Raw genomic sequence first — 12,476 nt, forward strand, 5'->3', positions numbered from 1 at the left:
CTACTTCTCCAATGCCGCCTCGACCGTATCGGCGAACTCGCCGACCGTCTTAGGGTTCTCCTCGGTATCGAGTTGGATGCCAAACTCGTCCTCGACGGCGACGAGGATCTCGACGGTGCCCAGACTGTCGAGACCAATCTCCTCGAGCGTGGACTCGGGCTTCATCTCGACGTCGTCAAGACCGGCGGTCTCGCGGATAACGTCGCAAACGCGCTCGAAGGTCTTCTGATCTGCCATGGTAGTTCTCCTTTGGTTGTGCCCTAGGGCGTTTTTATTTCCTATGTGCGACTACTTCCAACGAAGCAGATAGCCACCTATATCCAGACCGGCGCCAAATCCAACCAAGGCGATGGTGTCGCCTGTGTGAAGTGCACCGGCGTTTGCCAGCCGGTCGAGGGCAAGCGGAATGCATGCGCTCGAAATGTTGCCGGTCTCGCGCAACGTGCGAACCACGCGCTCGTCCGGCACGCCCAGGCGCTTGACCGCCTGGCTCAGGATTCGTTCGTTAGCCTGATGGAATACAAAATGATCGATGTCTTCGACCAAAATGCCCGCATCGATCGCAAGCTTATGGACCGTGTCGCAGATGGCGTTGACGCCGAACTTGAACACGCGGCGGCCGTTCATGGAAAGCACACTCTGGCAGTCCGAGGGAACCTTGAATGGCGAGGTGCCATCCAGCCCGGGAACGCGTAACGTCTCGACATCGGGTGCGGTCGAAAGCTCAACGGCAAGGGGATTCTCTCCCCCGGCCTCCATGACTGCAGCGCCCGCGCCATCGCCAAAGAGCACGCACGTGGCACGGTCAGTCCAGTCGAGCGCGCGCGTCATCTGCTCGGCAGCAACAACAAGCACGCGCTCGGCACGGCTGCGGGCGATATAGCCCTCGGCGACATCGAGCGCAAATACGAAGCCGGCGCAGGCCGCCGAGACATCGAAGGCAGGGCACGTCGCGCCAAGTCGCTCAGCAACGGCACACGCCTCGGCGGGAACAAGGTGGTCACCCGTCGTCGTCGAGCAGACGATCAGATCCAGCTGGCTCGCGTCGATTCCGGACACCTGGAGTGCCCGCTCGCTCGCCGCTACGGCAAGGTCGTCAAGTGACTCGGTGGTGCAGACGTGGCGGCTCTTGATACCTGTGCGAGTAAAAATCCACTCATCCGAGGTATCGAGGAACTCAGACAGCTCGTCATTGGAAACGCTGCGCTCAGGAAGCGCCGAGCCTGTTCCAAGAATCGTGAAACCCATCACTAACCTCCTTTGAGTTGTTGACGTGTTTACATCGACCAAGAGAGGATAACGCATTTCAGTCTTTGTTGACGTGTTAACATTAAATTGTCCAAATGCGACAAAGGCTTCACATTGTGTCTATCTCTCGACACCATTGCGCGATTGCCTTATTTACTTAGGAGGTAGCAGCTGTTATGGATTCTCGTTTAACGATAGTCGACGTAACCGGATCGACCAACGATGACCTGCTCGAAGCAGGAAAACAGGGAGCGACGCACGGCACAGGACTTGCCGCCCGCGCGCAAACGGCAGGACGCGGCCGGCGCGGCCACAAGTGGGATTCAACCGCCGGCAACCTATTGCTTTCGATTGTCCTGCGTCCATGCGTTAATCCCGCAAAGTACTCTGGTCTTGCCGCCGTCAGCGGCCTAGCGGTGCTCGAAGCACTCGAAAAGCAGGGTCTTGCAAACGAGATTGGCCTCAAATGGCCCAACGACCTGGTCGCGCGAGGACGCAAGCTCGGCGGCATTCTGGTCGAGGCCGCACGCGATAACGAAGGCAAACCTTTCGCCGTCTGCGGCATTGGCGTCAATGTGAACTATGTGCCCCAAGAGGTGCCCGATGGCGGCCTGCCGGCAATCGGTCTCTCGGACCTTAACGAAAACGTTCCTGCCGTCGACATGCTCCTCGATGAGGTCTATCACGCAGTCGTGAACGCTGTAGATGCGTGGGCAGAACGCCTCAACGCCATGGAAGAAGACGCCGGACCGCTCGCGCCCGTCCGCGATGACTATGTCGGTCACCTCAATTGGATCGGGGAGCACGTTATCGCCCGCTCCCCCGCTGGAGACGAGCTGGCACGAGGCATATTTAGAACGGTCGACGATTGCGGCCGCGCATGCATTGAGACCGAGAGCGGCTTGTGCGTCTTCCACTTCGAAGAAGCATCCTTGCGCCCCCTGAGCGAATAGGGCGCCGCAGCCGTCGGCTCGGCAGACGAATTCGCTATCCCAAAATCTAAACTCAAAACAAAAGGGCCCCGCTACCGTAACGGCAGCGGGGCCCTTTAAGCTATGAGCGATATCGCTTAAAGCTTGATGTCGATGTCGACGCCAGCGGGGAGGTCGAGACGCATGAGCGAATCAACGGTGCCCGAGGTGGGGTCGAGGATGTCGATGAGGCGCTTGTGGGTGCGCATCTCGAACTGCTCACGGGAGTCCTTGTTCACGTGCGGCGAGCGGATAACCGTGTACAGGTTGCGCTCGGTGGGCAGGGGGACAGGACCGGAGACGCGAGCGCCGGTCTTCTGAGCGGTCTCGACGATGAGCTTCGCGGACTGATCGACGACCTCGTGATCATAGCCCTTGAGGCGAATGCGGATCTTCTGGGTAGCCAACTTAAACCTCCAAAGAGTGCGAGAGATGTTCTCGCAGGATTACGTAACAGGGAGCTCGAACTTAGGCGTTCTTGCTCATGACCTCGTCCACGATGGACTTGGGCGCAGGCTCATAAGAGTCGAACTGCATCGTGTAGGATGCACGGCCCTGGGTCTGGGAGCGAAGGTCGGTAGCGTAACCGAACATCTCGCCCAGCGGCACCTTGGCACGGATGAGCTTACTGTTCTTGCGATCCTCCATGCCCTCGATCTTGCCGCGGCGACCGGAGAGGTTGCCCATAACGTCGCCCATGTACTGCTCGGGGGTCTCGACCTCGACAGCCATGATCGGCTCGAGCAGCTGCGGATCGGACTTCTTGAGGGCGTCCTTGATAGCCATGGAACCGGCGATCTTGAAGGCGGCCTCGGAGGAGTCGACCTCGTGGTAAGAACCGTCGAACAGGGTGACCTTGACGTCGAGGACCGGGAAGCCGGCGATAACACCGGTGTTCAGGGCCTCCTGGATGCCCTTGTCGATGGACGGGATGTACTCCTTGGGCACGACGCCGCCGACGATAGCGTTGACGAACTCGTAGCCGAAGCCCTCCTCCATCTTCTCGAGCTTGATGACGGCGTGGCCGTACTGACCGCGACCGCCGGACTGACGGACGAACTTGCCCTCAGCCTTCTCGACGTCGTGACCAGCGGTCTCGCGGTAGGCAACCTGGGGCTTACCAACGTTAGCGTCAACCTTGAACTCACGGAGCAGACGGTCGACGATGATCTCGAGGTGCAGCTCGCCCATGCCGGCGATGATGGTCTGGCCGGTCTCGTGGTTGGTGGACACCTGGAAGGTCGGGTCCTCCTCGGCGAGCTTGGTCAGAGCAAGGGACATCTTGTCCTGCTCGGCCTTGGTCTTGGGCTCGATGGCAACGTCGATAACGGGCTTAGCGAACTCGATCTTCTCGAGGACGATCTCCTTGCCCTCGGCGCACAGGGTGTCACCGGTGGTGGAGTTCTTGAAGCCGACGCAAGCAACGATGTCGCCGGCGGCAGCGTCGTCACGGTCGATACGCTCGGCGGCGTTCATCTCGAGGATGCGGCCGAGGCGCTCGCGCTGACCGTTGGAAGCGTTGACCACGTAGGAGCCGGACTCGGCACGGCCGGAGTAAACGCGGACATAGGTGAGCTTACCGACGAACGGGTCGGTCATGATCTTGAAGACCAGGCCGGAGAAGGGCTCGTCGAAGGAAGGATGACGCTGGATCTCCTCGCCGGTGTCCGGATCGGTACCGGTGACAGCCTCAACGTCGAGCGGGCTGGGCAGGTAGTCGACGACAGCGTCGAGCAGCTCCTGAACGCCCTTGTTCTTGTAGGCGGAGCCCACGAAGACGAGGTTGAGCTCGTTGGCCAGAACGCCCTTACGCAGAGCCGCCTTGAGCTCCTCGACGGTGAAGTCCTCCTCCATGAGGATCTTCTCCATGAGCTCGTCGTCAAAGCTGGCAGCAGCGTCGAGGAGCTCCTCGCGCTTGGTGGCAGCGATGTCGGCGAACTCAGCCGGGATCTCGTCCATCGGCTCGGGGTAGGTCATACCCTTCTCGTCGGCCTTGAAGTCCCATGCAGTCATGGTGACCAGGTCGATGACGCCCCAGAAGTTGTCCTCGGCGCCCATCGGGACCTGAGCGGCCACGGCGTTAGCGTCGAGACGATCCTTCATGGTCTCGATAGCGTTGAAGAAGTCAGCGCCCACGCGGTCATACTTATTGATGAAGGCGATGCGGGGGACGTTGAAGGTGGAAGCCTGACGCCAAACGGTCTCAGACTGGGGCTGAACGCCGGCAACGGCGTCGAAGACGGCGACAGCGCCATCGAGGACGCGCAGGCAGCGCTCCACCTCGGCGGTGAAGTCAACGTGGCCCGGGGTGTCGATGATCTGGATGCGGTAGTCCTTACCGTCCTTGTTCCAGAAGCAGGTGGTAGCAGCGGAGGTAATGGTTACGCCGCGCTCCTGCTCCTGAACCATCCAGTCCATGGTGGCAGCGCCCTCATGGACCTCACCGATCTTGTGGGTCTTGCCGGTGTAGTAAAGAATACGCTCGGTCGTGGTGGTCTTACCGGCATCGATGTGAGCCATGATGCCGATGTTACGGGTATCGGAAAGCTTGTACTTAGGCTTAGCCATGTTAGTTCCTTACCTTAACTTACCAACGATAGTGAGAGAACGCGCGGTTGGCCTCGGCCATCTTGAAGACGTCCTCACGCTTCTTGACGGAAGCGCCCAGGCCGTTGGAAGCGTCGAGGATCTCGTTGGCGAGACGCTCGGCCATGGTCTTCTCCTTGCGAGCGCGGGAGAAGTTGACGATCCAGCGGATGCCCAGAGCGGTGGAACGACGGGAGTTGACCTCCATCGGGACCTGATAGGTAGCGCCACCGACACGCTTGGGCTTAACCTCGAGCGTGGGCTTGACGTTGTCCATAGCCTTCTTGAAGGTAGCGAGAGCGTCGCCACCCTCGGACTTCTCGGCAACGATCTCGAAAGCGGTGTAAACGATGCGCTCAGCGGTGGCCTTCTTGCCGTCAAGAAGGACCTTGTTGATGAGCTGAGTCACCAGGCGGTTGTTGTAAACGGCGTCAGGCTGAACCTCACGACGATTAGCTGCTGCACGACGCGGCATGTGAAATCTCCTTAAGTGTCTACCGTGCGGCGCTTAGGCGGCACACGGCGAAAGTATCAAAACGTTATCTGGCTTATTTGGCCTTGGGGCGCTTAGCACCGTACTTGGAACGGGCCTGCATACGGTTCTGGACCGGAGCAGCGTCGTAGGCGCCACGGATGACGTGATAACGGACACCAGGGAGGTCACGGACACGACCGCCGCGGACGAGCACGATGGAGTGCTCCTGCAGGTTGTGGCCCTCACCCGGGATGTAGGCAGTAACTTCGATGCCGTTGACAAGGCGAACACGGGCAACCTTACGAAGAGCCGAGTTCGGCTTCTTGGGGCTCGTGGTGAAGACACGGGTGCACACGCCGCGCTTCTGGGAGTTGTGCTGCAGAGCAGCGTTCTTGGACTTCTTGGGCACGGAACGACGGCCCTGGCGAACCAGCTGGTTAATAGTAGGCAAAGCGTACTCCTTCTCGAATGATTCCAGCTTTCTGTAAAGTGCAACGGCTTGAATCGAGGGGTCAGCATCCCCCTACGAAACACGCAGTTCGATAGGATACGTGGCGTTAGCTGTGCCGTCAACAGACCACGCCGCCGGGCGTATCCCAAAATGAGTATATTTCCGCAAAGCCTACACAAAAGGAATCCCCTTCTGTGCGCGGGGGCGGCCGCCCGGTCCGGGAATCCGACGTGCTTGTCGGGGCAACGTTCCCTTCCAAATAGGGACAGGTTTATTTTGGTCGGTTTTATCTGGGGAAACGTCGCGCTCCAGCGGTAATCTGCTCTCATCTGTCGCATGGAAATCGGCGGCGTTTCCATTTAACGCAAAAGAGGCCGCTTCCCCTAGTAGGAAGCGACCCCAAATCTTACGAATAGACGATGGTAAAGGGCTCTTTCGTTTCGGTCTCCCCTGTTGATGTATACCTCACAATTTCAAGGGTTACCGAGACAACTTGATCGACATCAATCAACTTCGTTGGCACCCAGATGTTCTCTCCGCTATTGCGCCCATAAGAAAAATATAAGTTGAACAGCCCTGCGTCGTCATCTTCGATAATCTGCTCCGATCCATCCTTGTAGCTGACGGTCAGCTTATTATCAACTGCTTCATAGCCCAAATCATCGATGTGCGTCTGGATGGAAAACGGGCTAATCTCAAGAGGCGAGTCACCGGAGCGGAGTTCCTTTGTATCGACGTACGCTCCAATAGTGAACTCGGGTGTCGACGCCTCAAACCGCCTCGCACTCTCACCTTCACCCTCGGTCCAATGGATATTCCAGGTGACAGCATGTTGCAAATCTCGCTCGCGATCCATAGCGGCAAAGTACATCGTGCCATTAATGACAGTATCGCTTGATGTGTCCTTATCAATTGTGCTGCGTGTGTCAGGCCATTCCTCGCCGAACTTCATATCGGGCGTGCCGATGCCCTGCTCTTCTTCACCATAGAGAACAAGTTCGCCAATCTCTGCTGCTGGCTTGTAGTAGTTAACTCCATTTGGATTGGACAACGTAAACGTCACGGCTCCGCAGCCGTTTTGGTCGATTGCCATCTCATGGATATCAAGCGTATAGCCGTTGCCCTCGACGGACAGATTAACCTCCTGGACTGCGCCTTCCAGGCTTTGGGGCGCGATGCCATCGCCAAACTCTCTGGTGTAGGTATATTTAGTTCCCGATGAGCCGCCGTTGGTCCAGGTAATGGAATCCCCGTTGCCGTGGTTTCCCCAAGCTGAGGCAAAATAGCTGGAATTGATAACTGCGTAGGCGACCCCTCCGGTCGCCAACACTCCGACAAGACACCCGATTACGGCAACATAGAGAGGCTTCGCGTGGCCCTTTCGATGAAGCGGCTCACCCGCAGCAGTATTAAGGACGCGATCTGCAAGATTGCTATCGGCTTGGATGGACTCGAAGGTCTGCTTGATTTGATTGGATTTCACGGTCGCCCTCCTCTAGGATGAACTTGAGCTTCGACCTGCCGCGAGCCAAACGCGTTCGAACGGTCGCGGCTGGTACATGCAACAACTCGGCAATCTCTGAGGTCGAAAAGCCCAGATAGTAATAGAGCACGATGGGAACGCGGAATCGCTCCGGAAGTCGCATAACGTCTGACAGGACCGCCTTGGTCTCATCCTGCGCCGCCGAAAGCGAATCGGCCAGGTTCTCAATATCCTCCACACGCCTCCATGGCTTTCGAAAGAGCGATTTGCATTCATTGATCGTGACCCGGATAAGCCATCGACGAAGATGTTCCCAACTTTCAAAATGTCCATCGCTTTTAAGCAGCTTAAGAAAGACATCCTGGGCAACATCGTCGGCGTCGGCACGATCGCGCAGGTACGTCAATGCGATTCGAAACACGACATCACGGTGATCCTCGACCGCCTGTCTAAATGCTTGTTCTTCCATAATCACCTCCCTGTGACGTTAATGGTTCTCGATGAGGCCCTCACCATAGATACGCTTTGACCGAACGGAATGTTTCAAATTCAAGCAGGAATAACCTATCAAAATGACTCTGTCCCTTATTGGCAAGGGATCAACGGAACGCAACAGGTTGAGCATACGCAAGCGAGCGGCCCCCAGAGCGTACAAGGTGGCATGAAAAAGGCAGGGCATTGACCTTTTGGTCATGCCCTGCCTTTTGAATGACAGATTGTAGCTCTGGGGGCCGCGCAGCGACGGAGGTCGCCGCCGTTCGTTAGAACGGCGGAACTAATTACTCCTCGTCGTTGTCCTTGGCCTCTTCGGCGTCGTCGGTGTCCACGAGCTGGTTGAGCAGCTCGTCGAGGGAAGCCATGTCCTCGTTGATGGCACCGTTGGCGGGAGCCTTCTTGTCGTCGATCGGGGCGCCCAGGAGCTCCTCGTCGGCGTCGGCGTGATGCGTCGGCGCGGCGGAGGTGCCCAGCAGGATGTCGTCCGGACCGTCGGGGCTAAAGACCATCTGCAGCAGCTGCGAGAGGTCTTCCTCGTCGGCAACGTCGTCGTTGTTCTCGAGGATGTAGAGCAGGTCGTGGGCCTCCAGGCCGTCACGGAGCTCCTCGATCGCCTTGGCACCGATACCATCAATGCGCAGCAGATCCTCCTCGGACTTGCCGACCAGGTCGCCGACCGTCTCGATGCCGACCTCGCTGAACTTGTTGGTCCAGCGCTGCGACACGCCCAGGTCGTCGAACAGGTACAGGCGAGCCTTCTCGGCGGAGATGGTGTGGCCGTTGCGGGTGAACGAACCGTCAGCACCACCGAACTCGTCGTAGCCGGCCCAGTCGAGCTGCTGCGGGAGCTGCTCGTCCAGGTCCTTGAGCTCCACAGGAGCCCACTCGGGCAGCGACTTGGCGTTGGGCGAAGCCGGGCCGTCGATGTCCACGTAGCCGTCGGCCGTGCGATACGTCAGCTTGGCGTTGGCGTACGGCTTGAGGCCGGTACCAGCCGGGATCTTCTTACCGACGATGACGTTGGACTTAAGGTCGAGCAGGTGGTCGACCTTGCCCTCGATGGCAGCCTCGGTAAGGACGCCGGCGGTACGGATGAACGAAGCGCTCGACAGCCAGGAGTCGATGTTGGACGCGACCTTGAGCGTACCCAGGATGACGGGCTCGGCCACGGGAGCCTGACCGCCCAGACGGGCAACGCGCTCGACCTCGTCGGCGAACTCGTAGCGGTCGACGTACTGACCGAGCAGGTACTTGGAGTCGCCGGGGTTGGTGATCTGAACGCGACGCAGCATCTGACGTGCGAGCACCTCGATGTGCTTGTCGTTCAGGTCAACGCCCTGACTGGTGTAGACGTCCTTGACGCTCTCGACGAAGGTGTGCATCGTCGACTCGATGTCGGTCAGCTTGCGCAGGTTGCGGAAGTTGACGAAGCCCTTGGTGATCTGGTCGCCGGCGCGAACCTCGCAGCCGTCCTCGATCTCGGGCATAAAGCGCACCGAAGCGGGGACGCGACGCTCGTCGAGGACACGGGTGTGATCCTCGGAGTCGGTGAGCGTCAGCACGTACTCGGACTTCTCGGGCTTAATCGAGAGGTGACCGGAGTACGGAGCCAGCTCGGCCTCGCGACCCAGAATCTTCTCGTTGACGTTGCCGACGATATCGAACATACGGCTGACCGTAGGCAGACCCTGCGTAATATCGTCGACGCCAGCGACGCCGCCGGAGTGAATGGTACGCATCGTAAGCTGCGTACCGGGCTCGCCGATGGACTGGGCAGCAATAATGCCGACGGCAGTACCGATAGCGACCGGGCGACGGGTGGAAAGATCCCAGCCGTAGCACTTCTGGCACACGCCGTACTTGGAGCGGCAGGTGAGCAGCGCGCGGAGCTTGACCTTCTTAAGGCCAGCATCGACCATCTTCTGGATGTCGGCGACCTTCTCGATGTAGCCGTCCTGCTCAAAGAGCACGGTGCCATCGGGAGCCACGACGTCCTCGATGAAGCAACGGCCGACGAGGTCGGTGTTGAGGTCGGTGGTGCCGGGGATGATGAGGTTGTAGGTGACGCCCTCGTGCGTACCGCAGTCCTCCTCGCGGACAATGACGTCCTGGGCCACGTCGACCAGACGACGGGTCAGGTAACCAGAGTCCGAGGTGTGGGATGCGGTATCGACCAGGCCCTTACGGGCGCCGTAGGTCGAAATGAAGTACTCGAGCGGCAGCAGGCCCTCGCGGAAGTTCGCCTTAATGGGAAGGTCGATCGTCTCGCCGGACATGTCTGCCATCAGGCCACGCATGCCGCCGAGCTGACGCAGCTGGGTCTTAGAACCACGGGCGCCGGAGTCGGCCATCATGTACAGCGGGTTCTCCTCGTCGAACATGTCGAGCATGAGCGCTGCAACCTTGTCGGTACAAGCGGTCCACTCGTTAACGACTTCGATGTGGCGCTCCGTCTCGTTGATGAAGCCCTCCTCGAAGTACTCGTTGATCTGGTCGACGTTGGCCTGGGCGCGATCGAGCAGCTCCTGCTTCTCGGCAGGGATGAGAGCGTCCCACACCGAGATGGTAAGGCCGGCGCGGGTAGCGTAGTGGAAGCCGGAGTACTTGATGGCGTCGAGGATCGGGCCGACCTTGGCCTCGGGGTAACGATCGCAGCAGTCGGCAACCAGCTTGGCCACATCGCCCTTGACCATCTTGTAGTTCATGAACTCATAGTCTTCGGGCAGGCACTGGCGGTTGAAGATGATGCGGCCGATAGAGGTCTCGAAGCGCGCGGTCTTGTTGCCGGTGACGTCGTAGTCGACAAACTCGTTCTTGCCGTTCTTGACGCGGAAGATACGGGTGCCGTCCTCGTTGATGACGTTGGCATCGGCAGCGGACACGCGGACTTGGATCTTGGCCTGCATGTCGACCTCGGAGCGGCAGTCATAGGCGTGCAGCGCGTCGTCGAAGCTCGAGAACACGTGGTTCTCGCCCGGCAGACCCTCGCGAACCTGGGTGAGGTAGTACACACCGATGATCATGTCCTGCGAAGGGATGTTGACCGGCTTGCCGGATGCCGGCGAGCGCAGGTTATTCGCAGAGAGCATAAGCACGCGAGCCTCGGCCTGAGCCTGGCTGGACAGCGGCACGTGGACAGACATCTGGTCGCCGTCGAAGTCGGCGTTGAAGGGCGAGCAGACCAGCGGATGCAGGTGGATAGCCTTGCCCTCGACCAGCACCGGCTCAAAGGCCTGGATGGACAGACGGTGCAGGGTCGGTGCACGGTTGAGCAGCACGACGCGGCCGTCGATGACCTCTTCGAGGATGTCCCACACAAAGGTGGCACCACGGTCGATAGCGCGCTTGGCGCCCTTGATGTTCTCGACCTTGCCGAGCTCGACCAGGCGCTTCATGACGAAGGGCTTGAAGAGCTCCAGCGCCATGGTCTTGGGCAGACCGCACTGGTGCAGCAGCAGCTTGGGGTCGGTAACGATGACCGAACGGCCGGAGTAGTCGACACGCTTACCCAGCAGGTTCTGACGGAAACGACCCTGCTTGCCCTTGAGGGCCTCGGCGAGCGACTTGAGCGGGCGACCGCCACGGCCAGAGACCGGGCGACCACGACGGCCGTTGTCGAACAGGGCGTCCACGGACTCCTGGAGCATGCGCTTCTCGTTGTTCACGATGATCGCGGGGGCGTCCAGGTCGAGCAGGCGCTTGAGTCGGTTGTTACGGTTGATCACGCGACGGTACAGGTCGTTGAGGTCGGACGCGGCGAAGCGGCCGCCGTCGAGCTGGACCATCGGGCGCAGATCGGGCGGAATGACCGGGATGACATCCAGGATCATGTTCGCGGGGCTGTTGCCGCCCTTCAGGAAGGCGTCAACGACCTCGAGGCGCTTGACGGCCTTCTCGCGCTTCTGCTTCTGGGAATCCTCGTCGGCGATGATGGCCTTGAGCTTCTCGGCCTCTGAAGGAAGGTCGATGGCAGCGAGCAGGTCGCGGACGGCCTCGGCACCCATGCCGCCCTTGAAGTACATGGAGTAGTAACGGGTCATCTCGCGGAACAGCGGCTCATCGGAAATGAGGTCGCGCTCGCTGAGCTTCATGAAGGCGTTGAAGGCGTCCGTGCGGAGCTGCTTCTCGTCCTTGCACTCTTCCTCGATGTCGACGATGCCAGAGGCGATCTCCTCGGGGGTCAGCGGCTCCTCGTCGGAGAACTCGTCAAAGTTCTCGGGGTTGCCCTGCTCCTTGAGGGACTCGATCTGGCGGGCGCACTCGGCATCGATCTCTTCCAGATCGGCGGCGAGCTCCTCGCGCAGGTCGTCGGCGTCGGCCTCGCGAGCCTCGTAGTCGACCTCGGTGATGATGTAGCTGGCAAAGTACAGAACCTTCTCGAGGTCCTTGGACTTGATGTCGAGCATACGGCTCATCGGGAAGCTCGTGGGGCTCTTGAAGTACCAGATGTGGGACACGGGAGCGGCGAGCTCGATGTGGCCCATGCGGTCGCGACGCACCTTGGCCGAGGTGACCTCGACGCCGCAGCGCTCGCAGACGATGCCCTTAAAGCGGATGCCCTTGTACTTGCCGCAGGAGCACTCCCAGTCCTTGGCGGGACCGAAGATCTTCTCGCAGAACAGGCCGTCCTTCTCGGGCTTGAGGGTACGGTAATTGATGGTCTCCGGCTTCTTGACCTCACCGTGCGACCAGGAACGGATCTGGTCGGCGGAGGCAAGGGAGATCTTTACCGAGTCAAAATCAGTAGCTTCGAAATCTGCCACAGTC

At 59.6% G+C, this 12,476-nt stretch carries 10 protein-coding genes; 1 reads left to right on the plus strand and 9 read right to left on the minus strand.

Annotation, left to right across the window (positions count from 1 at the left end; all coding sequences use genetic code 11):
* Together LCQ44_RS00875 and LCQ44_RS00880 are read right to left on the minus strand one after the other, a co-directional pair.
* Complete coding sequence (locus tag LCQ44_RS00875; RefSeq protein ID WP_006235019.1) at nucleotides 1–237, minus strand: acyl carrier protein; 237 nt, start codon at nucleotides 235–237, stop codon at nucleotides 1–3.
* Nucleotides 238–288: 51 nt separating this feature from the next.
* Nucleotides 289–1,248: a 3-oxoacyl-ACP synthase III family protein gene (locus LCQ44_RS00880; protein WP_195625286.1), complete on the minus strand. Its 960-nt coding sequence runs from the start codon at nucleotides 1,246–1,248 to the stop codon at nucleotides 289–291.
* 176 nt (nucleotides 1,249–1,424) lie between these two features.
* Here LCQ44_RS00880 and LCQ44_RS00885 point away from each other — a divergent pair, with 176 nt between their 5' ends.
* A complete protein-coding gene (locus LCQ44_RS00885) occupies nucleotides 1,425–2,201 on the plus strand; it encodes a biotin--[acetyl-CoA-carboxylase] ligase (RefSeq protein WP_195625285.1) in 777 nt (258 codons plus the stop codon).
* Nucleotides 2,202–2,317: 116 nt separating this feature from the next.
* On the opposite strand, the gene rpsJ is transcribed toward LCQ44_RS00885, so the two are convergent.
* From rpsJ to LCQ44_RS00920, 7 genes are all read right to left on the minus strand, one after another.
* On the minus strand, nucleotides 2,318–2,626 hold the full coding sequence (gene rpsJ / locus LCQ44_RS00890) for a 30S ribosomal protein S10 (protein WP_022094184.1): 309 nt from the start codon (nucleotides 2,624–2,626) through the stop codon (nucleotides 2,318–2,320).
* A gap of 61 nt (nucleotides 2,627–2,687) precedes the next feature.
* Nucleotides 2,688–4,787, minus strand: a complete 2,100-nt coding sequence (gene fusA, locus LCQ44_RS00895; protein WP_022094183.1) for an elongation factor G — start codon at nucleotides 4,785–4,787, stop codon at nucleotides 2,688–2,690.
* 19 nt (nucleotides 4,788–4,806) lie between these two features.
* Nucleotides 4,807–5,280, minus strand: a complete 474-nt coding sequence (rpsG, locus tag LCQ44_RS00900; RefSeq protein WP_006235013.1) for a 30S ribosomal protein S7 — start codon at nucleotides 5,278–5,280, stop codon at nucleotides 4,807–4,809.
* 73 nt (nucleotides 5,281–5,353) lie between these two features.
* The gene (gene rpsL / locus LCQ44_RS00905) at nucleotides 5,354–5,731 is read right to left on the minus strand and encodes a 30S ribosomal protein S12 (protein ID WP_006235012.1); all 378 of its coding nucleotides are present in this window, start codon (nucleotides 5,729–5,731) and stop codon (nucleotides 5,354–5,356) included.
* A 406-nt stretch (nucleotides 5,732–6,137) separates the two neighbouring features.
* Entirely contained in the window at nucleotides 6,138–7,214 is a 1,077-nt protein-coding gene (locus LCQ44_RS00910) for a DUF4179 domain-containing protein (protein WP_225093834.1), read from the minus strand.
* Nucleotides 7,165–7,683 (minus strand): RNA polymerase sigma factor, encoded by a 519-nt coding sequence (locus LCQ44_RS00915; protein WP_225093835.1) that lies wholly within the window; start codon nucleotides 7,681–7,683, stop codon nucleotides 7,165–7,167. The genes LCQ44_RS00910 and LCQ44_RS00915 overlap by 50 nt, the downstream gene beginning before the upstream one ends.
* Before the next feature lie 310 nt (nucleotides 7,684–7,993).
* Nucleotides 7,994–12,472, minus strand: coding sequence for a DNA-directed RNA polymerase subunit beta' (locus LCQ44_RS00920; RefSeq protein ID WP_175406066.1), 4,479 nt, complete (start codon nucleotides 12,470–12,472; stop codon nucleotides 7,994–7,996).
* Nucleotides 12,473–12,476: the final 4 nt, after the last annotated feature.

This window comes from Collinsella aerofaciens, from assembly GCF_020181355.1.
GTDB lineage: Bacteria > Actinomycetota > Coriobacteriia > Coriobacteriales > Coriobacteriaceae > Collinsella.